Source organism: Nioella ostreopsis (genome assembly GCF_004000255.1).
Lineage (GTDB): Bacteria > Pseudomonadota > Alphaproteobacteria > Rhodobacterales > Rhodobacteraceae > Nioella > Nioella ostreopsis.
Genome location: NZ_RCIQ01000006.1, coordinates 159,940 through 182,162 on the forward strand (window position 1 = coordinate 159,940; position 22,223 = coordinate 182,162).

Below are 22,223 nucleotides of genomic sequence, written 5' to 3' on the forward strand. Positions count from 1 at the left end.
ACCTACGGCGTGACTCCGGCTTCCGGGACGCTGCCCGACAACCATGCCCGCGCGGCGGCCTCCGCATCGGGGGCGAAGGACCGGATTTCGAGGTTCGGGACCAGCAGGCTTTCCACGGCGGCCAGGTTCTGCACCCATCCCTGATCGGTCAGCACCGCGATCCTGTCCACCTTGCGGATCATTGCCATCAGCTGTGCCCAGTGGCGCAGTTCGACGCCGATGGCGCCAAGGGTCGGCCATTCCACCCCCTTGGCGTGCATCAGCGCCCCGCCATGGCGCATGTCCTTGACCACCGGCACCAGCATGTTGAGCGCGATTTCCATGGCCACGGAATCCATCTGCCCCGTGATCTCCATGACCAGCAGGTTGGGGGCGTCGAGCCTGGCGGTGAAGGTGGGTTGGGTCATGGGACAGCTCCTTTGTCAGCTGTCCCCAGACTGCGCCATACCAACGGATCGGGCCTTGATCGGGGTCAATCCCCGGGCCGCGAATGCGATCACATGGAAAAAGAGGTGCCGCAGCCGCAGGAGGATGTGGCGTTCGGGTTCTCGATGGTGAACCGCGCGCCGATCAGTTCTTCGGTGAAATCAATCACCGCATCCGACAGGAAGGGCAGGGACACGCTGTCCACCACCACCTTCTGGCCGCTGCCCTCCAGCACCAAGTCATCCTCGGACGGCGCGTCGAGCGTGATCTCGTACTGAAAGCCGGAACAGCCGCCGCCCTCGACGGCGACGCGCAGGGCCTTTTCCTCGCCCGAGGCCGCGTTGATCTCGGCGATCCGGGCAAAGGCGCGGTCGGTGACTTTCGGAGGCAGGGTCAGCATGGGTGGGCTCCCGGGGGGTCGGATTGAATCTGGTCGCGTGATACAAAAATAGGACGTGTAACATCCAGTCACAAGAGAGTGACGTTCCTAACCTGAACCCAGGTGACCGACGGGGCGACATATGGGCAGCCAGGCTGGGAATGATCCGGTGTTCTGGTCACGCCAGGAAGGGTCCGACATGAACACAGAGCGCATCAAAGCCAACCTTGTCAAAATCGTCCTGTCCGCTCTGGTCGCGGTCCTGTCCCTGACCGCCCCGGCCGGTGCTCAGACCGACAGCCTGCCGATCCAGGCGATCCGGGACCGTGTCGCGCTGCTCTATGAGGAACATGACGCGAATTACGATCTCGGCGTGTCGGAGGCGACCCTGCGGGCGGTCTTCGATCGGCGGGGCGTGACGGCGGAGGGGTATGATTACCTCTCATCCTCTTCCGGCGGGCTGTTCCAGTCCTGGTCGCATCTGCGCCCGCTCTATCGCTCTGCTGACCGCACCCTGTCGGGATGGGTGCGCGCCGTGCGTTCCGGGCGTTATACCACGGCCGAGGCCGACGCTATCCTGCGTCCCGCGCTGGACCGGTTCGAACGGCTGCATGACCAGATCGGCGACTGGCTGGAGGCCGAGGCAGAGGCCCGCGCCGTCAGCGCCCACTTGAATGGCCTGCATCAGTGGGAGGCCGCGCGCGGGGTTCTGCCCGCGCTGGACCGGCCGGACTATGCCCTGATCGGTCGGCTGGACATCTTCCCGCGCGAAGACGGCCCCCTCGACCCGCGTCCGGAGGCTGAGGCGCTGGCGCAGGCCGTCTCGAATGCCGCGCCTGAGGACCGCCGCCGTCTTGCGACCAGTGTCACAGCCCTGATCCGCCTGACCGATCCCGCCGCTGCCGATGCGTTGGAGGAGTTGATCGAGCTGCTGGCGGCCCGCACGGATCTGCTGCGCCAGCCGGTCTCGGCGATCCTCGATGAGGCCGAGGCGCTGCCGGATGACAGTCGCGCCCGTGCGGAGCTGCTGGCCCGCGCGCAGGACCGGTTGACCTATCACCTGTTGCACGAGACCCGACTGGCCGCCGGGGCCGCTACCTTGGCCGGAGAGGAGGAGCAGGAGGAGGTGATCGCCGCACTTCTGGCGCAGGCCCGTCGCCTGATCCGCCTGCGCAACGATCTGATCGACCCGACCCGGCCCAACTCGCCTGCCCTGCGCTTTGTGTCCGTGCTGCATGCCAGCCTTCTGACGCTTGGTGTCAGCGAGGATGCGGTGCCGGAAGTCCGTGAGCTGCGTTTCATCATCTCGGAGGTCGGCAGCGCCGTTGCTTTGGCCGGACAACGCCCGCCGACGGCGATTTTCGCGGGCGCTTTTGGGGCCGCCTCCGGGGTGGCGGGGCAAAGCGCGGCGGGCATTTTACAGGCAGCCGATTGTCTCGAGCTGCTCAATGCGGCCATTGCCAATGACGATCAGTCCGTCACCGGAAGCGCCGACTGCTCGCGAGAACTGGAGCGCATTTTGCAGGGGCGGGCCTTTGTTGCGGAAGCCGCACAGGGCTTTCTGGAAAGCACGGTCGCGCAGCTGCCGGTGATCGGCCCGCTGGTCTCGACCATGATCGGCTGGTTCTCGACCGAGTGACCTCTCGTCACCGCACCCGGCCCCTGCTATAGCCTGTGGACAAGTGCGGCCGGCAGAGCCGCGGGGACCAGATGGCAAAAGGAGGCAGGGCGATGGCAGCACCCTATGCCTGCAGACCGGATCACAGCCGGGGCCGGCTTTACCGGGAAGACGAGAGCGCCTTCCGCTCGCCCTTCCAGCGTGACCGCGATCGGATCATCCATGCGGGTGCGTTCCGCAGGCTCAAGCACAAGACACAGGTCTTCGTGGAACATGAGGGCGATCATTTCCGCACCCGGCTGACCCATTCCATCGAGGTGGCGCAGGTGGCGCGCACCATTGCCCGGGCGCTTGGCCTGAACGAAGACCTGACCGAGGCGGTGGCGCTGGCCCATGATCTGGGCCACACGCCCTTTGGCCATACCGGCGAAGATGCGCTGAACGCGCTGATGGCCCCCCATGGCGGGTTCGATCACAACGCGCAGGCGCTGAAGATCGTGACAACGCTGGAACGCAACTATGCGGGCTTCGACGGGCTGAACCTGACCTGGGAAACGCTGGAAGGGATTGCCAAGCACAATGGCCCGGTGCCCGCGCCACTGCCCTTCGCCCTGGCCGAGTACAACGCCCGCCACGATCTGGAGCTTGAAACCCATGCCAGCGGCGAGGCGCAGGTTGCTGCCGTCTCGGACGACGTGGCCTATAACAACCATGACCTGGCCGACGGGCTGCGGGCAGGGCTGTTCACCGATGCAGAGGCGGCGGAGCTGCCCATTGTGGGCGCGGCCTATGCGGAGGTCGATCGCGCCTGGCCGGGGCTGGAGAGGAAACGCCGCCGGGCCGAAGCCTTGCGCCGGGTTTTCGGTGTGATGGTGGGCGACGTGATCGACACCTCTCGCGCACGGCTGGCAGAAACGGCCCCGCAGAGCGTTGAAGAGCTGCGGGGGGCAGGGCGGCCCATGGTGAGGTTCTCGGACGGGTTGTTTACCGATCTGAAGGAAATCCGGGCCTTCCTGTTTTCCCGCATGTATCGCGCGCCGTCCGTGGTCGAGATGCGCCGGCAGGTGACGAAGGTGGTGGAAGAGCTTTTCCCCCTCTACATGGCGCGGCCCGACCTGTTGCCCGAGGAATGGCAGAGCGATGTGACGCAGGCGGCGGATGAAACCGCCCGCGCCCGGCTGGTGGCCGACTATATCGCAGGGATGACCGACCGCTTTGCCCTGCAGCAACACGCGGCCCTGTCAGGAAATGCGTGACTGACGGGGGCAGGCGTGCTCTGCTTTCATCTCAGATGTGATCCGAAGGGAGCTTGGAATGATACGGATGATTGGGTCGGCCTGCCTGGTGTCACTGGCGGCCACCGCCGCCCTGGCCCAGAACCTGCCCGCAGGTCGCTATGAACTGAACGCCTGCAGCGGCAATCCCTATAGCGATGGCGTCATGGAACTGAACGGATCCGAGATCCTGTTCTATGAAAGCGCCTGCACGGTGTCGAACCCCGAAGCAGTGCGCGGCATGACAGGGGCGTGGCTTTATGATGCGCAATGTTCGGGCGAGGGGGAAACCTGGGCGGCGCGCTACATGATCATGCCGGGATGGGACAATGACGTGGTCTTCGTGCAGGAGCATTGGGCCGGGATCTATGCCTATTGCGGGCCGGTGACGCCTGTTGCGCCTGCGCCAGCGGTTCCGGGCGGGTCCTCGAAATAAGGCGATTTCGCCGCCTGTGGCGTCGACCCGCGAACGGCCCGGCTCGACCCCCGCTTGCGCGGGGGCACTCGCCCGGGCCGTGTTGCCACGGGACATCCTTGACGGTTGGTGGCAGGACGGCGGCGGGGCAGGGGGCTCTGCCCCCGTCGCTTCGCGACTCCCCCGAGGTATTTCAGCCAAGATGAAAGGACAGGGCGGCTCGGTGATTGACCTCTCGCGCTTGCGTGATAAACCCGCGCTCAACCAGACAGGATCCGTAAGACATGACCCTTTTCGCCGATATCCGCGCGCTTGTGATCGAGAGCCTCGAGGCGCTGACCTCTGACGGGGCGCTGCCCGCCGGGCTGGATATGAAGAACGTCGCCGTGGAACCTCCGCGCGATGCGGCGCATGGCGATATGGCCACCAATGCAGCCATGGTGCTGGCCAAGCCTGCGGGCCTGAAGCCGCGCGATATCGCGGAGGCCTTGGCGGGCAAGCTGGCAAGCGATCCGCGCATCGAGACCGCGGAGGTCGCAGGCCCCGGTTTTCTGAACCTGCGCCTGTCGGAGGCCACCTGGCGGGGCGTGATCGCGAGCGTTCTGGCGGCGGGTGACGACTATGGCCGCTCTGCCATGGGGCAGGGGCAGAAGGTCAACGTGGAATATGTCTCCGCCAACCCGACCGGGCCGCTGCATGTGGGCCATACGCGGGGCGCGGTCTTTGGCGATGCGCTGGCGAGCCTGCTGGATTTCGCAGGCCACGAGGTGACGCGCGAATACTATATCAACGATGGCGGCGCGCAGGTCGATGTGCTGGCACGCTCCGTCTATCTGCGCTACCTGGAGGCCCATGGGCAGGAGGTGGCGTTCGAGGATGGCACCTATCCGGGCGACTACCTGATCGAGGTGGGCGAGGCGCTGAAGGACAAGGCGGGGGACGCCTATGTCGGCAAACCCGAGGCCGAGTGGCTGGTTCCGGTGCGCGACTATGCCACCGATGCGATGATGGAGCTGATCCGCGCCGATCTGCTGCAGCTTGGCGTCAAGATGGACGTGTTCTATTCCGAAAAGTCGCTTTACGGCACCGGGCGGATCGAGGCAGCCATCGAGGATCTGAAGGCCAAGGGCCTGATCTACAAGGGCGTGCTGGAGCCCCCCAAGGGCAAGACCCCCGAGGATTGGGAGCCGCGCGAGCAGACCCTGTTCAAGTCGACCGATTATGGCGATGACGTCGACCGCCCGATCATGAAATCGGATGGCGCCTGGACCTATTTCGCCCCCGATATCGCCTATCACTATGACAAGGTGCAACGCGGCTTCGATGCGCTCATCGACGTGTTCGGAGCTGACCATGGCGGCTATGTCAAGCGGATGAAGGCGGCTGTGTCTGCCCTGTCGGCAGGCCGGGTGCCGCTGGATATCAAGCTGACGCAGCTGGTGAAGCTCTACCAGAACGGCCAGCCCTTCAAGATGTCGAAGCGGGCGGGCACTTTCGTGACCCTGCGCGATGTGGTGGACCTGGTGGGCGCGGATGTGACGCGCTTCGTCATGCTGACCCGCAAGAACGATGCGCCCCTGGATTTCGACCTGGACAAAGTGCGCGAGCAGTCCAAGGACAACCCGGTCTTCTACGTGCAATACGCCCATGCGCGGATCTGTTCGGTGCAGCGCAAGGCGGCTGAGGCGGGGATCGCGGCGGATGCGTCCGAGCTCTCTGCCATCGCCCATCCGGCGGAGTTTGCGCTGGCCGCGAAGCTGGCGGAATGGCCGCGTCTGGTCGAGATCGCCGCCACCAGTCACGAGCCGCACCGGGTGGCCTTCTACCTCTATGATCTGGCCAGCGAATTCCACGGGCTGTGGAACAAGGGCAATGCAGAGCCCGCCCTGCGCTTCCTGCAGGAAGACGACCCTGTTGCATCGAAAGCAAAACTTGCCCTCATCGGTGCCGTTCAGGTTGTTATTTCCAACGGTCTTGGTATCTTGGGCGTGACACCGGTCGAAGAAATGCGCTGAGGGCAGCCCCGAACATAACGGGGCGTCTATCCAAAAAAGCGATGACCGGGGATCGAGCAGGCTATGAAATACCCGGTGTGCCGCATCATTTGCGGACTGCCCATGCCGGGAAGCGAGGGCAGGCATGGCAGATATTGAGTATTATGACGAACCCGCGTCCCGGTATGACACCGAGGGCGCAACCGCCGCGTCGGGCATGTCCATCATCGTAAACTGGATCGGCGCCCTGATGTCGGTCGCGCTGATCGTCGGGCTGGCGATCTGGGCCTGGCAGTTGACCGTGCGCGATGTCTCCGGCGTGCCGGTGATCCGGGCGCTGGAAGGGCCGATGCGGGTGGCCCCGGAAAACCCCGGCGGCACTGTGGCGGACCATCAGGGGCTGGCGGTGAACCGCATCACCGAAGGGGCGGAGGCCGCGCCGGCCGCAGACCGGATCGTACTGGCCCCGGCGCCGCTGGATATCGAAGAGATCGACCTGAGCTCTGCCAGCCTACCGGCAGACAGCACCGCGCCTGCGGACGCCGCGGGCGAGGAAACGCTGGCTCTGATCGATCGACTGCTGGAAGAAGCCACGCCGCTGGAGCCGCTGGAACCGGCCGCCGAAGCCGAAGCCGTCGCCGCTGGCAACCCTGTGGATGCTGCGGTGGCCGAAGCGCTTGCCGCGGCTCCGCGCCCGCTGATCGACGTGATCCCGGCCACCATTCCCGGCGTCAGCCGGTCCCTGCGCCCGCTGAGCCGCCCGGAAGAGGTCGTGCTGGTGGCGTCGCTGAGCCCGGCTGCCCCGGCCGCCGCGCAACCGGCGGCCGCATCGGTGGCCGAGCTTGACCCGGAAGGGCTGGCCACGGGCACCCGTCTGGTGCAGCTCGGGGCCTTTGACGACGCCGAAACCGCGCGCGAGGAATGGGTGCGGCTGGCGCGGCTTTACCCGGATTTCTTCCGCGACAAGGACCGGGTGGTGCAGCGGGCCGTGTCGGGCGGGCGGGCCTTCTTCCGTCTGCGGGCGCATGGGTTCGATGACCTCTCGGATGCCCGCCGCTTCTGCACGGCGCTGAATGCGCAGGGGGCGCCCTGTATCCCCGTCACCGTGCGTTGATCGTCCGTGCACGCCGCCAGAAGCGCCACGATCCTCGGGTGCCTCGGCCCGCAACTCACGCGTGCGGAGGCGGCGTTTTTTGCGGAAGTGGCCCCGGTGGGGTTCATCCTCTTTGCCCGTAACGTGGAAACGCCGGATCAGGTGCGGCGGCTGACCGGTGATCTGCGAGACGCCGTGGGTTGGCAGGCCCCCATTTTCGTGGATCAGGAAGGCGGCCGGGTGCAGCGCCTGCGCGCGCCGCATTGGCGCGAATGGCTGCCGCCCTTGGACCAGGTGGCAAAGGCGGGGCCTGAAGGGGCCGCGCGCTCCATGTATCTGCGCAGCTATCTTATCGGGCGCGAACATCTGGCGATCGGCATCGACGGCAATTGCGCGCCTTGTGCCGATATTGCCCGGGCCAATACTCACCCGTTCCTGCGCAATCGCTGCTATGGGGAAGATATTGAAACCGTTGTGAAAATCTCGCGTGCCGTAGCCGAGGGGGTGTCGGATGCCGGGGTGTTTCCGGTGATGAAGCACATGCCCGGCCATGGGCTCGGAACGCTCGACAGCCATCATGACCTGCCGCATGTGACAGCGTCGCGCGATGAGCTCGAACAGACGGATTTCGCCGCCTTCCGGGCGTTGCGCGATCTGCATTGGGGGATGAGCGCGCATCTGGTCTTTGAACGGATCGACCCCGATGCCCCCGCAACGCTCAGCCCCGCCATGATCCGGCTGATCCGCGAGGAGATCGGATTTGACGGGCTGCTGATGACCGACGATCTGTCGATGAATGCGCTGCCGGGCAGTTTGACGGACCGGGCGGCGCGGGCAAGGGCGGCGGGCTGTGATGTGGTTTTGCATTGCAACGGCAAGCCGGACGAGATGGAAGCCGTCGTCACCGCTGCCGGGGGGCTGGACGAAGCCGCTTCGAAGCGGCTTTCCCGCGCCCTTGGCAGCCGCAGGCGCACCATGTCGATTTCCGAGCGGGAGGCCCTGTCGGAGCTTGAAGCGCTGCTGAAATAGACATGCAGAATCGCCGCGCGCGCTGCCCGAAAACGCGATTTCGAAATCGCGTCCCCCCGCGCGACCGCCGATCTTGACATTCCCCTGCCAGGACCGGACCTTGTCCCCCTTCACCTTGGACCCGCCCCGATGTCAGACAGCACAGATCGCCAGCCAGAGGACCTTTGGGAAACCGTCGCCGAACGGCGCGCGGCGGAGGCTCTGATCGTCGACGTGGACGGGTTCGAAGGCCCGCTCGACGTGCTCTTGACGCTGAGCCGCACCCAGAAGGTGGATCTGCGCAAGATCTCGGTCCTGAAACTGGCCGAGCAATATCTGGCCTTCGTCGAAAAGGCCCGGTCCCTGCGCATTGAACTGGCGGCCGACTACCTCGTGATGGCGGCCTGGCTGGCCTTCCTCAAGTCCCGCCTGCTGCTGCCGCCCGACCCCACCGAGGAGGGCCCGACCGGCGAGGAACTGGCCGCGCATCTGGCCTTCCAGCTGGAACGCCTGCAAGCCATGCGCGACCGGGCCGCGCGGATCATGGCGCGCGATCAGCTTGGCAAGGACCGCTTCGTGCGCGGCCTGCCCGAGCGGGTGGAAACCGCCCGCAAGACGACCTTCACCGCCTCGCTGCTGGACCTGATGCAGGCCTATGCCCGCACCCGCACCCGCGATGATTTCCGCCCCTTCGTGCTGGACCGCGAGTCCATCTTCACCATGGAAGCGGCACTGGACCGCATGCGCGGCATGATTGGCTTTTCCGGGGACTGGGTCGATATCTCCACCTTCATTCCCGATGGCTGGCGGCGCGACCCGATGAAACGCCGCTCTGCCACCGCCTCGACCTTCGCCGCCTCGCTGGAACTGGTGAAGGCCGGCAAGGCCACCCTGCGCCAGACCGAGACATTCGCGCCGATCCACCTGAAAGCAAGAGGCCCCGATGACCGCTGAGGACCCGGATATCGAGCGGGACATCCCGATTGAAGAGGAACAGGAAGAAAGTCTCTTCCAGGCGCCGCCGCTCGCGGAACAGGAACGCATGGTCGAGGCGATGCTTTTTGCCTCCGCCGAACCGCTGACCACCCGCGCCATGCAGGACCGGATGCCTCATGGCTGCGACGCGGCAGAGGCCATGGTTCTGCTGCGCCGCCGCTATCAGGGCAGGGGGGTCAACGTGGCCCGCGTGGGCGATGCCTGGGCCATTCGCACCGCGCCCGACCTGTCGTTCCTGATGAATCGCGAGACGGTGGAAACCCGCAAGCTCAGCCGGGCGGCCATCGAAACGCTGGCCATCATCGCCTATCACCAGCCCTGCACCCGCGCCGAGATCGAAGAGATCCGGGGCGTGTCTGTCAGCCGGGGCACCATCGACCAGTTGATCGAGATGGAATGGATCCGCTTTGGCCGCCGCAAGATGACGCCGGGCCGGCCCGTGACCTATGTGGTGACGCCGCAATTCCTCGACCATTTCGGGCTGGAAACCACCCGTGATCTGCCCGGGCTGAAGGAGCTGCGCGAAGCGGGCCTGCTGGACAACCGCCCGCCGCCAGGCATGTTCCCCGGCCCCGATGACGACGGAGAAGACGATGCGCTGGACCCAGGACCGGGGCAGGAGGACATGTTCGGACCCTGAACGTCCGGGTTGCCCCAATTCTGCCACGGAATCGTGCCAAGCTGGACAAAACAACCAGATTCGAGGCAGACCCATGGACCGTATCATCAACATGATCCTCAACCGCCTGTTGCGGCGCGTGATCAATCGCGGCGTCGATGCCGGGGTGAATGCCGCCTTCGGCAACCGCGAAGACGACCAGATGACCCCCGATCAGCGACAGGCTATCCAGCGCAATACGCAGCGCGCGCGTCAGGCGACCCGCCTGGCCAGCCGGATGACCCGTCTCTGACCTATTTCAATCGTTTATTCGGTGCATTGGTGCTGGCGCCCTCGGGCGCTGCGTGCCATTGTGCCGCCGCGCCTTTCTAACAGGAGAGATCCCTTATGCTCCGGCCCCATTTTTACCTGTCCATTGCCCTTCTGTCTCTGACCTCTGCACCTGCCTTCGCTCAGCAGGAGCCCACGCCCGAGGAACTGGCGATCCGCGCCGCGTCCCCCGGCGTCATCGTGAACGAGGAGACCGGGGAGTACACCGCCATCGAACTGGAGCTTCAGGGCTGCCGGATCGTGCAGACGCTGATGACCAATCAGGGCTATACCATGGGCGGCCCCGTTGGTGTGCAGGTGCTGCGCATGGACCTGCGCGACCTTGATCCGCTGACCGGTATCCTGCCTGCTGAAGATACGGTGAATGGCCATACCCGCGTGATGCTGATGCCCTCGCAATCCGCGTGGGAGGCGATCCAGACCGCGGGCGGCATCTTCTCAGATATGCGCACCGCCGCCGCCGAACAGGGCGATCAGGAAAACCCCGACGCGATCAACGGCGCGCGCACCCTGCGCACCCGTGCGCAGCGCATGTTCTCGGCCGATGCGGTGCTTGGCAATTTCGGGCCCGTCATGGCCCGAACCCATGTGCTGCAGATGCGCGGCGACCGGGGTGAGCTGATCTACCCGCTGGTCGCGCCGATGCAGATCACCCTGGACCCGGAGGCCGCCGATGCGGCGCTGGCCACGATCAATGACCTGCGCGCAGGCCCCTGTGCCCCGGAAGACGGCATTTCCGCCGAGCCGGACCCGCAACCCGAAGAGGGTGCGGATGAAGATGGCGAAGCCACTGAATAGGGAAGAAATTCCTTGCGCCGGGACCCGCTTCCGGCGCAGCTTTTTCCGTGTTTTATGACGGAAAAGGATTTGTCCCATGTTTCGATTTGCCCTGCTGGCCGCTGCCATGGCGCTCGCCAGCCCCGCCGCGGCCTTCCCGCGCGTCTATTTCTTCTGCATGACCGATGACCAGGCGCCCCCCTATATCCGGGTGGGGCCCATGTCTCCCAATCAATCAGAGGCACGGTTTCTCTATCCCCCCGACCATGATGGCACGCGGCGGGAGCATGACATGCTCTGGATCGGTGAGACTGCTGCGGGCGAGATCCGCTATCACGCGGGCGACCTGTCCCTGATCCTGGCAGGTGAGGATACAGCCCTGCAGGATGGGGAGGCGACCCTCCCCTGTGTGCGGCTTGAACTGCCACAGGATCACCCGCGCGGCGATTACCCGGCTTTGGCGCGCGCGACCGGGGGGAGCCTGCGGTCCGGTCCCGGCCCGGATCAGCCGGTCTTGCGTGACATTGCATCGGGGACCCGGCTCTACCTCCAGTCCCGCTCGGAGGAAGAGGCCCACGGATACCCCTGGTTTGAGCTCCACGACCCGACAGGGCCGGCAGGGTTTGTTTGGGGCGGTGAGCTGTGCCCCGGTTTCGAACCTCTGGATGGCGTGCGGCCCTCCTGCGACCAATGATATTAAAGGATATTTTGAATGCGTTTGATCCCTCTCGTTGCGGCGTTGGTGATGCTGGCCCTGCCAGCGGCTGCACAAACCCGGTTCGATTGCGGTCCGCTTGGCGATGGCAGCTATATCGTCACCATTGACCCGGCCATGGCGGACCGGGCAGAGGCTCGATTCACCATGGGCATGGACTCTGGCGGTGGCGCCACCAGCCCGGCCACGGTGCTGACAGCCGCGCCGACGGGGTCGGGCTTTCGCTATGTCGGCCCGGATATGGACCTGCGCGGGCAGGGCAATATGGCCGAGCTTCAGGTCGAGGACATGATGCTGGTCTGCCAGACGGTCAGCGCGGGCGGCGGGGCCTTCCCGGTTCAGGCGCGGTCCTGGGGCGGCAATGTGCGGGTCGGGCCGGGCATGGAATATGACCGGATCGGCAGCTTCGCGGAAGGTGAAGACCTGATGATCGTCGCCAATACCGGCGTGATGATGAACGGCTACCCCTGGTTCGAGGTGCGCGACATGGAGGGCGCGGGCGGGTTCCACTGGGGCGGCATCATCTGCTGGACCACGGTGCCGGTGGACGGCGTGTTCCAGTCCTGCCCGTGAAGCGAACCGGGAAAGCGGCCCGGACCGGGCCGCGATCCTTCAGTTTCCGAACCGGGCGCTGAATTCCTGCATCATCCCGCCCCAGGCCTGAAACGCGGCGGCGGGATCGGCAGCAGAGGCGCTGTGACTCAGCACGAGCCAGCCGTCACCGCCGACGCTGACGCTGCCGCCAAGCCCGGCGGCTGACCAATCGGCCGCGGCGTTGCCCCCGGCAGGCGGCGGGGCCACGGCCTGAAAGCTGAGCGTGCTGCAATTGCTGCCGCTGCTGCTGCAATCGGGGCCGGAGGCCATGGCGACATAGCTTGCCGTTCCGGCTTCGCCAAAGATGGTCAGGCTGCCGCCCGCATCCTCCATCCGGGCCGGGCCAAGCAGCATTGCCTGTCCCAGAAGATCCCCCGGCGCGGTCTGTGCCGACAGCGGTGTTGCCAGCAGGGCCAGCCCTGCAATCCAGATACGCATCATCTCTGATCTCCCTTTGTGTTCGGGTGTCACTGCGTCAGGTGGCTGTTGAACTCCGCCAGAGTCAGCCGCCAGATGTCCATGCTGTCCTCGAAATTCTGCCGTGAGACACCGAAGTCTATATTGACGCTCCAATGCAGGATCACGTTGCCGCTGCGCGACACATAGGCGGCACCGAACCGTTGATCCTCGTTCCACTGGTTCAGCAGGGTCAGGCCATTCCGCTCGGTCGTGAAGCTTGCGAAGAACTGCAGGGAATCGCAGGCACCGTCCTCGCAGCCATACATCAGGATACCGTAATTGTTGCCCTCGATGCTGCCGGTCATCATCGGCTGACCGTTATTGGAGCTCTCCAACTGGGCGGGGCCGAAGCCTTGCGCAACGCTCATGATATCCTGGGGCGTGTTGCCCAACATCTGGGCATGGGCCGGGGCGGCGAGGGACAGGGCAATGGCGGTGGCTGCGAAAACGCGTCTCATGGGCAATCCTCTGGTCAAGACGTGAAACTCAATGCCCCAAGGGTAGGCGCACACCCCGGGCCTGTCAAAGCAAAGCGCCGTGAAGCGTGCCCGCCCGGCATGTCTGCGCTGACCGGATTCGGAGAAAGGGTCGCGTCGTGATAGGTTTGGCCCCATAGCTGATGGAGCTTCATCATGTCTCGTTCTTTTCCCAAGCCGATATTGACCCTTTGCGCGGCCCTGTTTCTGTGCCTGGCATTCACGATCTCAGCGCAGGCCCAGACCGCGACGCTGATCGTGACGAATTCCACCAACGCCACCTTGCGGTTTGAATTTGAACGCACGCTCAGTCCGCCGTCGTTGGTGACGGCCACAATTCCCCCGGGCGAAACCCACACGCTTCAAGTCCCTTCCGGAGCGGTCAGCCTGTTGGTCGAAGCGCCGTTCGCGTCGCAGGATGCGTTCTATCAGGATCAGGACGTGCTGGACCGGGGCGGGCGATATGAACTGGCCATCCATGCCAGTCTGTTTGGCGTATCGCGGCTGACCGACGACATGCGCCCGGCGGCAGACATCATCACCCCCGAACGGATCTACGCGGCCTGCGCGGCGATGTCGTCCTCCGGTCAGGTCTGGATCCTGTACAACCCGGCAATGACCACGTCCCGAACGGTCTATTTCGATGTTCCGGGCGGCTATCTGTGCAGTGAAGATGGCAGCAGCGTCTATGCTCCGCGCGGTGAAGCGTATCGCCACTACGCCTGCTCCGGGTCGCATTCCGGCTGTGTGCGGGACGACGGCTGGGACGGGCAGTGGACCGGACCGGACGAGGAATTCACGCTGCGGTTCGAGGGCCGGGACCGGTTTGCGCGGGAACGGGATTTCGACTGGACGGTCAGTTCCTCTGCACCCTGGCGCATGATCCAGCTGCAATAGAAAAAGGGCGCCCGAGAGCGCCCTTTCAAATTCCGGTCCGCCGAGATCAGCAGCTGTAGTACATCTTGTACTCGATCGGGTGCGGGCAGTGTTCGAAGGCGTAGACCTCGTCCCACTTCAGTTCCAGATAGCCCTCGATCTGGTCCTTGGTGAACACGTCGCCCTTCAGCAGGAAGTCGTGATCGGCTTCCAGGTTTTCCAGGGCTTCGCGCAAGCTTGCACAGACGGTCGGGATGCCGGCCAGTTCTTCGGGCGGCAGGTCGTACAGGTCCTTGTCCGAGGCTTCGCCCGGATGGATCTTGTTCTCGATCCCGTCGAGGCCCGCCATCAGCAGCGCTGCGAAGCACAGATAGGGGTTTGCCGCCGGATCGGGGAAACGGGCCTCGACGCGCTTGGCCTTCGGCGATTCCGCCCACGGGATCCGGACGCAGCCAGAACGGTTGCGAGCGGAATAGGCGCGCAGAACCGGGGCTTCAAAGCCGGGGATCAGGCGCTTGTAGGAGTTGGTCGCCGGGTTGGTGAAGGCGTTGAGCGTCTTGGCGTGCTTCAGGATGCCGCCGATGAAATACAGCGCCTCGTCCGACAGATCGGCATATTTGTCGCCTGCGAAGAGCGGCTTGCCGTCCTTCCAGATCGACATGTTCACATGCATGCCGGTGCCGTTGTCGCCAGAGATCGGCTTGGGCATGAAAGTGGCGGATTTGCCATAGGCGTGGGCCACGTTGTGGATCACGTATTTGTATTTCTGCAGCTCATCGGCCTGCTTGGTGAGCGAGCCGAAGATCAGGCCAAGCTCGTGCTGACAGGACGCCACTTCGTGGTGGTGCTTGTCGACCTTCATGCCGATGCGCTTCATGGTGGACAGCATTTCGGACCGCAGATCCTGCGCCGCGTCGGTCGGGTTCACGGGGAAATAGCCGCCCTTGATGCCCGGACGATGGCCCATGTTGCCCATCTCGTATTCGCTGTCCGAATTCCAGGCCGCGTCCTGCGCGTCAACCTCGAAGGAGACCTTGTTCATCTCGACCGAGAAGCGCACGTCGTCGAACAGGAAGAATTCCGCTTCAGGACCGAAATAGGAGGTGTCGCCGATGCCCGAGGAGATCAGGTAGGCTTCGGCCTTCTGCGCGGTGCCGCGCGGGTCGCGGGAATAGGGCTCGCCGGTGTCGGGCTCGACCACGGTGCAGTGAATGCACAGGGTCTTTTCCGCGTAGAACGGGTCGATATAGGCGCTGTCGGTGTCGGGCATCAGCTTCATGTCCGACTGTTCGATGGACTTCCAGCCAGCGATGGAGGAGCCGTCGAACATGAACCCTTCTTCGAGGAAGTCCTCATCGACCTGATCTGCCATCACGGTGACGTGTTGCAGCTTGCCGCGCGGGTCGGTGAAGCGGATATCGACATATTCGATGTCTTCTTCCCGGATCAGGTTCAGAACGTTTTCGTTGCTCATGTCCAAGTGTCCTTGAGAGTAGTTAACTGTTGGTAAGGAGGAAAGCGCCGCTCAGAGAGCGTCTTCGCCGCTTTCGCCCGTGCGGATGCGGATCGCCTGTTCGACGGACGAGACGAAAATCTTGCCGTCGCCGATCTTGTCGGTCTTGGCTGCGTCCACGATCGCTTCGATCGCGCCGTCAACCATGTCATCGGACAGGACAACGTCGATTTTCACCTTGGGCAGGAAGTCGACCACATATTCCGCGCCGCGATACAGCTCGGTATGGCCTTTCTGACGTCCGAAACCCTTGACCTCGGTGACGCTGAGGCCCTGGATGCCAATCTCCTGAAGGGCCTCTTTCACCTCGTCCAGTTTGAACGGCTTGATGATGGCTTCGATCTTTTTCATGTCTGCCGACTCCTCTGGCCCGAGTATTGCAGGCCCGTGACACCACTTTCCCGATGGGGTCGCAATCGGGTAGCGTGACACAGGGGGGCTTGCTGTCAGGGATTCCGCAGCGACCGCCCAATATAAACGCAATGCGCACAAAAATTGTGCACTGTGAAAACTCATGATCGCCAAGGGGCCATACCGGCATGACCGAGCTGCTGACCGCCGCACAGATGCGGACCCTGGAAACCGCCGCGATGGAGGCCGGTCCGGTCACCGGACAAGAGCTGATGGAACGCGCCGGGGCAGGGGTTGTCGCGGCGCTGCTGGCCCATTGGCCCGAGCTTCGGGCGGGGTCCTTCCGCGCGTTGGTGCTCTGTGGTCCCGGCAACAATGGTGGCGATGGCTTCGTCATTGCCCGGCTCCTGCATCAGGCGGGCTGGACGGTCACGCTGCATCTTTTCGGTGATTCCGACCGCTTGCCGCCAGATGCCGCGCTGAATTGCAGACGTTGGCAGGCGCTCGGCGAGGTGCGGCCCTGGGATGGCGAGGCGATTGCCGGGGCAGGGGCCGATCTGGTTGTCGATGCGGTGTTCGGCGCGGGCCTGACCCGCCCGGTCCCGCATGAGATCGTTTCGCCCATGGTGATCGGCATGGGCCATCGAGGGCGCAGCTGTCGCAAGGTCGCGGTCGATAGTCCCACGGGGCTGTGCATGGATAGCGGCCGCGTGCTGGTCGATAGCGAGGCCGGTCTGCCCAATGCCGACCTCACGGTGACCTTCCATCGTGCCCGACCGGGGCACTACCTGGCCAGCGGCCCGGCTGCGTGCGGGACGGTTGTGGTCGCCGATATCGGGCTGGACCCCCGGACCGCGACGCCACCGCGTCGCCCGGCTCCGGCAGGGGTGCGGCTTGGCCCGCTTGCGACCCTGGTCACCGCGCCCCGCGATCTGGCGAAGCGACAAGGCGGGCACAAATACGATCACGGTCATGCGTTGGTCCTGTCCGGCCCGATGGGCCATTCAGGCGCGGCGCGTCTGGCGGCCCGTGGCGCATTGCGCATCGGGGCCGGGTTGGTCACCGTGGCGGCCCCGGGCTCTGCCATGATGGAATGCGCCTGTCAGCTGACCGCGATCATGCTGCGCAAATGCGAGGGGGCCGAAGGGCTGGCCGATCTGTTGACCGATACACGCCTGAACGCCTTGTGTGTCGGACCGGGGCTCGGGCTGGGGCAGGGCACCCGCGATCTGGTGGCACAGGCGCTTGCGGCCCGGCGCGGGACAGTGCTCGACGCCGATGCGCTGAGCGCTTTTGCACAGGACCCGGACGCGCTGTTCGCGCAGTTGCATGAGGCCTGTGTTCTCACCCCCCATCTTGGCGAATTCACCCGGCTTTTCCCCGATATCGCGGCAAGGCTGACCTCTGCGCCCATGGCCGGCCCCGCCTATTCCAGGATCGACGCCACGCGAGAGGCCGCCGCGCGAGCGGGCTGCACAGTGCTGCTCAAGGGTCCGGACACAGTCATCGCGGCGCCGAACGGTCAGGCTTCAATCCATGCCGCCGCCTATGATCGCGCGGCACCCGGGTTGGCGACAGCCGGATCGGGCGATGTGCTGGCAGGTTTCATCACCGGCCTGCTTGCCCGCCGGATCCCCCCGAAACGCGCCGCGGAAGCGTCGGCCTGGCTCCATGTGGAGGCCGCACGTCATTTCGGACCGGGTCTGATCGCGGAAGACCTGGCGGATCAGTTGCCGGGTCTCTTTCGCAGCCTGTCCACGATGGCCTGATCCCGTTTCAGTCCGGCAAGAGTCGTTGGGCCGTGTCTGCGGAAGGCGACATGCCCTCGCTCTCAGACCTTGGCGATATCCTGCGCCGCGCTGATCACCTCGAGCCCGTCAGCATACAGCACATGCGCCCGGTCGAATTGCAGGCTCAGCAGGGCTTCGGGGCGCGTATCGCTCCAGCAGATGACCTCGCCATCGACGAGCCGCGACAGCGGCACCCGTGCGGCCGGCGTGCCGAACAGCGCCTGTGCGCGCCAGTCGCGCAGCAGGATCCTCTGGTCGGCAGGCAGCAGCAGATCGCGCACAGGCTTGCCGCCGAGCGCATCCTTGCGAATGAAGACGAAGCGCATGTCCGAAGGCACATCATGACGGGAGATCCGTCGCAGAATCTGCGCGCCGGCATCGCGCGTGATCACCCGGTCGCCAGGATAGAGCGCCTCGACGGGCAATGCACCGGCCAGCGTCAGAATCTCCGTCCCCGGCGGCAGCATCGCGCCGGAAACCTGTCTCTGCGTCGCTTCCCTGGTCGGGAACCTGTCTGTCAGATCCGTCATGCCATATCCTGCTCAGTCCCGGCGATGTTACCTCGCCATGTCTTTCCGGCAGGTTAACGCAAAGGCGGGTACCGACCCAAGGGCTTTCTCGACGCGAAACCCGTAAAAACCCGCAAAATCCCTCTCGCCACCGGCGCGGGCCTTTGCTAAAGACCCGCCACTGTCAGGCGACTGCCTGCGGATCGTGCGGGTGTGGCGAAATTGGTAGACGCACCAGATTTAGGTTCTGGCGCCGCAAGGCGTGGGGGTTCAAGTCCCTCCACCCGCACCATAGAAATACTCTAAATATTTTATAATATTAGACATTTTTATAAAACGAGTATCTTAGTCCACCTCCATAACCACCTTCCCTGTTTTGTGGCGAGGTCTTGTCAGAAGAAACCCGGTTGAGCCGTGGCAGGGGGCTTTCGTAGCCTCGTCTGATGACCAGACGTTCGCCTTTTCGCTAATTCAAAACCAGCCCTGAGATAATTCGCCTGGCAGTGATGCTGTATGTCCGTTTCCCGCTCTCGCTTCGCAACGTGGAGGATCTGCTGCACGAACGCGGTGCCGATGTGAGCCACGAAACGGTCCGGTATTGGTGGCACAGGTTCGGTCCGATGTTCGCCTCGGAGATCCGAAAACGACGGATCCAGGGCATAAAATCCAGCCGATGGCGCTGGCACCTCGACGAAATGTTCGTGAAGATTAACGGCGAACGCCATTACCTCTGGCGGGCCGTTGATCACGAGGGCGAGGTCCTGGAAAGCTATGTCACCAAGGCGCGAGACAAGAGGGCAGCCCTGAAATTCCTCAAGAAAGCATTGCGCAAGCACGGTCGGCCCAAGGTTATCGAGACGAACCGATTCGCTCCTATGGCGCCGCCTTGAGGGAGATTGGCGCGGGCGACCGGCAGGAGACGGGTCGCTGGCTCAACAACAGGGTTGAGAACACGCACCTACCATTTCGGCGACGGGAGAGGGCGATGCTTCGCTTCCGGCGCATGCGAAGTCTTCAGAAGTTCGCCGCCGTCCACGCATCCGTCTTGAACCACTTCAACCAGGAACGCAGCCTCTCGAGTAGACGCCATTTCAAGATAAGTCGCGCCGCTGCACTGGCTGAGTGGCGCGCGCTTTGCACGGCATAAGGACAGTGTCACTGTCCGTGTGGGGACTGGTTAGAATTGGTCTGACACCGCCGCTACGACAGGTGTCCCAAGATCTTCCTCTCGGCCATCGCGCTCGCAGCCGCCGTCATCTACTGGTTATGAATCCTGACCCAAGGAGCCGGACAGATTCATCGTCAATCTGATCCACCAGATGCCGGGACTGAATACCTAAGGTCATCCCCGAATATTCATTGGTATATTATCGTTGTCATAAGATGAATAAGACAACGTTTTGAACTGCATGTGTCTATTGCAAAGCAAAACTGTCGATGGGAAATGTCCGGAAAAAAGAAGGATCAAGAAGTTGAAAGTTTTGATCGCCGACGATCATGTGCTGCTTGCGCAGGTTCTTGACCAGGATCTTACAAGTCGCGGCCACGGGACGGACATCGTGCACGACTTTGAACAGGCCGCTCAACGGGTCAAGTCTGGTTCGTTCGATATCCTGCTGCTAGACCTACACATGCCTGGTATGACGGGGCTTCACAGTATCGATCAGCTGTGCCAGAGATCGCAAGACACGAAGGTTCTACTCTTCTCCGGAGAGGTTAGCCTGGACTTCGTTCAGAAGGCAATGCAGCTGGGTGCATGGGGCTTTGTCCCCAAGACCATGAATGTCAATTCGCTTCACAGTATGCTGGATCTTGTAAACAATGGTCAGAAGTTCCTGCCATCGGGACTGCGCGACGGGGCAGGGAGCGACAGTTCGGAATTTACAGGACGAGAGGTGATGATCCTCAAAGCCATAGCAGAAGGCGAGACGAACAAGGACATTGCTAGATCGATCGGGACAAGCGAAGGAAATGTCAAGGCAATAGTACGGTCCATTTGCATCCGCATTGGAGCCAAGAACCGGGCTCATGCGGTGAAGCTTGCGTTAGAGGCCAGCGTGATATAATTTTAATGATACTTTAATTCATCTCGCACATTTGAAGAACTGCGTTTTGCGCCCCTTGGATTTTCTTGCCGAAAGCATAGTCAATCCGTCATTCCAATATTTGAAGAGCTTTATTTTTCTATTGACGCCATTTTAGGTGGCAAGAAAGCGCTCGGGCGCACCGCGAAAATTCCCAGCCAATCCAAACTCAAGTCGAGCACCATTTCTGGTTGCTGGGGTCTGCACGGCCTTCGTTTTTATCAGCGCGTGCTTGGATGCCATTTCGCACCGTTTTCCTGGAACGTTTGACGATGATATCCCTAAAATGAAATCAGTGGCGCGTGCAGCCGCTAAATCGCTGGATGAACGCGGTGGAAAAGCACATCGCTTTTCGCGGCCTTCCCGAGATGGAACTTTTCGAGATTGGTGAAGTTAAACCCGCTCAGAAGATGCTTCGGTTCAGCGCGTGGCATGTCGCGGGACTTTGGATGGGTCTACGGCGCTCCGATATTTTTAAGCTAAAAGTTGCGCTTGGTGGATTTAATCAATGTGTCCTGGTCTGAATGAGGAGGTGGAGATCAGTGTCATTGAGTGGCGGTATATCTCTATCCAGAAAGATCCCGCTCGCTATCAAAGAACTTACAAATAGAGCAATCGTCATTAAAGGAAAGCTTTGATCAACTTGGAGTCCTTTATCTGGATAACGTCTGTGGCAAAGCAAAGCTAATGTATAGTCTATAATCTTAAGAAGATTAAATAAAACTTAAGATGATTTGATCGGGCCAAGGTAAAGCTCGTAAATTGGAACTAACGAGGGGAAAACTCCCACACCGATTTGAGGGGCAGAAGATGCGTGTATTTTTTTCGGCAGCGGCCGCATGTGCGGCACTAGTTGCATTGTCTGGATGTGAGGATCCTTACACGGGGCAAGTGATGTGCTGGCAGGATAATAGCCTTACACCTCCCGAGGTCATTTGCGTTCCTCTGCGGTCGATGCACGGCCGTGCGGTACCTGAGGGCGCCTACATTGTAGATGGTGGGGACGGCGGCGGTCCTAACACCCCTACTCCACCCGGCCCGTCTCCGCAGCCTCAGCCGCCCGCGCCGGCCAACGTCATCGAATATACAGCATTGGACATTGATGGCACGAATGTTGCCGTCGAGGTCGGTGAAGATGGTCGTGTTCAAAGTTCTCAGGCGGGAGGGGGGAATGCCGTCGCGTTCGATTCATCCGATCCTGGTTCCGGTCAGTCCACCCAGGATGTGTTTGACGAAGTCGGCGATCAACTCGAGGGCGCGGGTCTCGTAAACCCATTCAACTAAAAAGCCTGAGGTCAATCAGGTAAGGGGGCGCAAGTGGAAAGAGAACTGCGAGTTGGAAGACTGATTTCGGTCAGCGCCGTCACGTTGGCGTTCTGCGTGGCCTGTGGATTCGCGAACGCTCAAAGCACCTACGGGCCGGGACAGAGCTGGTCCTCCACTTGGGGGCCGTCGGCCACGAACAGATCACTCAGATTGCAGGAGGCTCAGGCCATCAGAAGTGCCGAGCAGAGCTCAGGCGGTCCGAGTACGGTCGTCTACAACACCAATAGCTATGACAACCGGGCAAACTACCAGGACTTGTCCGGAGTATCCGGGTCATTGGGCGCTATCGAGTTTCAAATAGGCGATCAGATTGGTCAGAACACCAACTCAGTCGGCGCAATGAATACTGGCGAAACGACGATCGAAATAAACGGAGATGGAAATCTCGTGGATGCAACAAACTCGGCAGAGTCTGAGGGTTGCATCGATTCTAGCGTTGTTAACGAAACGCTGTCTCTCCTCGACTCCTATTCAGAAGGTGATAGCAACATTTCCAATGTTGCGAGTTCGACCGTGCCGCCATGCAGTTGAATTCAATCAGCCTTTCGCGAAGAAAAGTGTGCAGATCAACCCCGAAGCCAAGAGCACCCGGGGCAACTGT

The 22,223-nt window shown here is 62.8% G+C and carries 24 protein-coding genes, 1 tRNA gene and 1 pseudogene; 19 read left to right on the forward strand and 7 right to left on the reverse strand.

Annotation, left to right across the window (positions count from 1 at the left end):
* Window positions 1-2: 2 nt before the first annotated feature.
* Entirely contained in the window at window positions 3-407 is a 405-nt protein-coding gene (locus EP237_RS08860) for a SpoIIAA family protein (protein ID WP_127560243.1), read from the reverse strand.
* An 89-nt stretch (window positions 408-496) separates the two neighbouring features.
* The gene (locus EP237_RS08865; RefSeq protein ID WP_193600204.1) at window positions 497-826 is read right to left on the reverse strand and encodes a HesB/IscA family protein; all 330 of its coding nucleotides are present in this window, start codon (window positions 824-826) and stop codon (window positions 497-499) included.
* A gap of 178 nt (window positions 827-1,004) precedes the next feature.
* On the opposite strand from EP237_RS08865, the gene EP237_RS08870 reads away from it, so the two are divergent.
* The 12 genes from EP237_RS08870 (at window position 1,005) to EP237_RS08925 (ending at window position 12,217) form a co-directional block, all read left to right on the forward strand.
* Entirely contained in the window at window positions 1,005-2,444 is a 1,440-nt protein-coding gene (locus EP237_RS08870) for a hypothetical protein (protein WP_127560245.1), read from the forward strand.
* A 92-nt stretch (window positions 2,445-2,536) separates the two neighbouring features.
* Window positions 2,537-3,679 carry a deoxyguanosinetriphosphate triphosphohydrolase gene (locus EP237_RS08875; protein WP_127560247.1) on the forward strand — a complete coding sequence of 381 codons (1,143 nt, stop codon included), beginning with the start codon at window positions 2,537-2,539 and terminating at the stop codon, window positions 3,677-3,679.
* 58 nt (window positions 3,680-3,737) lie between these two features.
* Entirely contained in the window at window positions 3,738-4,133 is a 396-nt protein-coding gene (locus EP237_RS08880; protein ID WP_127560249.1) for a hypothetical protein, read from the forward strand.
* A 263-nt stretch (window positions 4,134-4,396) separates the two neighbouring features.
* The gene (gene argS, locus EP237_RS08885; RefSeq protein ID WP_127560251.1) at window positions 4,397-6,127 is read left to right on the forward strand and encodes an arginine--tRNA ligase; all 1,731 of its coding nucleotides are present in this window, start codon (window positions 4,397-4,399) and stop codon (window positions 6,125-6,127) included.
* A gap of 124 nt (window positions 6,128-6,251) precedes the next feature.
* Window positions 6,252-7,220 carry an SPOR domain-containing protein gene (locus EP237_RS08890; RefSeq protein ID WP_127560253.1) on the forward strand — a complete coding sequence of 323 codons (969 nt, stop codon included), beginning with the start codon at window positions 6,252-6,254 and terminating at the stop codon, window positions 7,218-7,220.
* Window positions 7,221-7,226: 6 nt separating this feature from the next.
* Entirely contained in the window at window positions 7,227-8,228 is a 1,002-nt protein-coding gene (locus EP237_RS08895) for a glycoside hydrolase family 3 N-terminal domain-containing protein (protein WP_127560255.1), read from the forward strand.
* A gap of 129 nt (window positions 8,229-8,357) precedes the next feature.
* A complete protein-coding gene (locus tag EP237_RS08900) occupies window positions 8,358-9,161 on the forward strand; it encodes a segregation and condensation protein A (protein WP_127560257.1) in 804 nt (267 codons plus the stop codon).
* The gene (gene scpB, locus EP237_RS08905; protein ID WP_127560259.1) at window positions 9,151-9,843 is read left to right on the forward strand and encodes an SMC-Scp complex subunit ScpB; all 693 of its coding nucleotides are present in this window, start codon (window positions 9,151-9,153) and stop codon (window positions 9,841-9,843) included. Before EP237_RS08900 ends, scpB begins: the two co-directional genes overlap by 11 nt.
* A 73-nt stretch (window positions 9,844-9,916) precedes the next feature.
* On the forward strand, window positions 9,917-10,114 hold the full coding sequence (locus EP237_RS08910) for a hypothetical protein (RefSeq protein ID WP_127560261.1): 198 nt from the start codon (window positions 9,917-9,919) through the stop codon (window positions 10,112-10,114).
* Between the two features lie 95 nt (window positions 10,115-10,209).
* Window positions 10,210-10,950, forward strand: a complete 741-nt coding sequence (locus tag EP237_RS08915; protein WP_127560263.1) for a hypothetical protein — start codon at window positions 10,210-10,212, stop codon at window positions 10,948-10,950.
* 76 nt (window positions 10,951-11,026) lie between these two features.
* Window positions 11,027-11,623 (forward strand): hypothetical protein, encoded by a 597-nt coding sequence (locus EP237_RS08920; protein ID WP_127560265.1) that lies wholly within the window; start codon window positions 11,027-11,029, stop codon window positions 11,621-11,623.
* An 18-nt stretch (window positions 11,624-11,641) separates the two neighbouring features.
* Window positions 11,642-12,217, forward strand: a complete 576-nt coding sequence (locus EP237_RS08925; protein WP_127560267.1) for an SH3 domain-containing protein — start codon at window positions 11,642-11,644, stop codon at window positions 12,215-12,217.
* Between the two features lie 39 nt (window positions 12,218-12,256).
* Here the strand turns inward: EP237_RS08925 and EP237_RS08930 are convergent, their stop codons facing one another.
* Together EP237_RS08930 and EP237_RS08935 are read right to left on the reverse strand one after the other, a co-directional pair.
* Entirely contained in the window at window positions 12,257-12,679 is a 423-nt protein-coding gene (locus tag EP237_RS08930) for a hypothetical protein (RefSeq protein WP_127560269.1), read from the reverse strand.
* Window positions 12,680-12,705: 26 nt separating this feature from the next.
* The gene (locus tag EP237_RS08935; protein ID WP_164744667.1) at window positions 12,706-13,155 is read right to left on the reverse strand and encodes a YbjN domain-containing protein; all 450 of its coding nucleotides are present in this window, start codon (window positions 13,153-13,155) and stop codon (window positions 12,706-12,708) included.
* Window positions 13,156-13,329: 174 nt separating this feature from the next.
* On the opposite strand from EP237_RS08935, the gene EP237_RS08940 reads away from it, so the two are divergent.
* Entirely contained in the window at window positions 13,330-14,070 is a 741-nt protein-coding gene (locus tag EP237_RS08940) for a hypothetical protein (protein ID WP_127560273.1), read from the forward strand.
* A 46-nt stretch (window positions 14,071-14,116) separates the two neighbouring features.
* Here the strand turns inward: EP237_RS08940 and glnA are convergent, their stop codons facing one another.
* Together glnA and EP237_RS08950 are read right to left on the reverse strand one after the other, a co-directional pair.
* A complete protein-coding gene (glnA, locus tag EP237_RS08945; protein WP_127560275.1) occupies window positions 14,117-15,523 on the reverse strand; it encodes a type I glutamate--ammonia ligase in 1,407 nt (468 codons plus the stop codon).
* Between the two features lie 51 nt (window positions 15,524-15,574).
* Window positions 15,575-15,913 carry a P-II family nitrogen regulator gene (locus EP237_RS08950; protein ID WP_127560277.1) on the reverse strand — a complete coding sequence of 113 codons (339 nt, stop codon included), beginning with the start codon at window positions 15,911-15,913 and terminating at the stop codon, window positions 15,575-15,577.
* A gap of 188 nt (window positions 15,914-16,101) precedes the next feature.
* Between EP237_RS08950 and EP237_RS08955 the strand changes: the two genes are divergently transcribed.
* A complete protein-coding gene (locus tag EP237_RS08955; protein WP_127560279.1) occupies window positions 16,102-17,682 on the forward strand; it encodes an NAD(P)H-hydrate dehydratase in 1,581 nt (526 codons plus the stop codon).
* 62 nt (window positions 17,683-17,744) lie between these two features.
* Here the strand turns inward: EP237_RS08955 and EP237_RS08960 are convergent, their stop codons facing one another.
* Entirely contained in the window at window positions 17,745-18,233 is a 489-nt protein-coding gene (locus tag EP237_RS08960) for a Hint domain-containing protein (protein WP_240661586.1), read from the reverse strand.
* Window positions 18,234-18,419: 186 nt separating this feature from the next.
* On the opposite strand from EP237_RS08960, the gene EP237_RS08965 reads away from it, so the two are divergent.
* The 5 genes and pseudogenes from EP237_RS08965 (at window position 18,420) to EP237_RS08985 (ending at window position 22,153) form a co-directional block, all read left to right on the forward strand.
* Window positions 18,420-18,504 (forward strand) — tRNA-Leu (locus EP237_RS08965).
* Between the two features lie 214 nt (window positions 18,505-18,718).
* Window positions 18,719-19,359, forward strand: a pseudogene (locus EP237_RS08970) (IS6 family transposase).
* A gap of 325 nt (window positions 19,360-19,684) precedes the next feature.
* Window positions 19,685-20,278 carry a DNA-binding response regulator gene (locus EP237_RS08975; protein WP_164744668.1) on the forward strand — a complete coding sequence of 198 codons (594 nt, stop codon included), beginning with the start codon at window positions 19,685-19,687 and terminating at the stop codon, window positions 20,276-20,278.
* 320 nt (window positions 20,279-20,598) lie between these two features.
* On the forward strand, window positions 20,599-20,820 hold the full coding sequence (locus tag EP237_RS08980) for a hypothetical protein (RefSeq protein ID WP_127560283.1): 222 nt from the start codon (window positions 20,599-20,601) through the stop codon (window positions 20,818-20,820).
* A gap of 793 nt (window positions 20,821-21,613) precedes the next feature.
* Window positions 21,614-22,153: a hypothetical protein gene (locus EP237_RS08985; RefSeq protein WP_127560285.1), complete on the forward strand. Its 540-nt coding sequence runs from the start codon at window positions 21,614-21,616 to the stop codon at window positions 22,151-22,153.
* The last annotated feature ends 70 nt before the right edge of the window (window positions 22,154-22,223 follow it).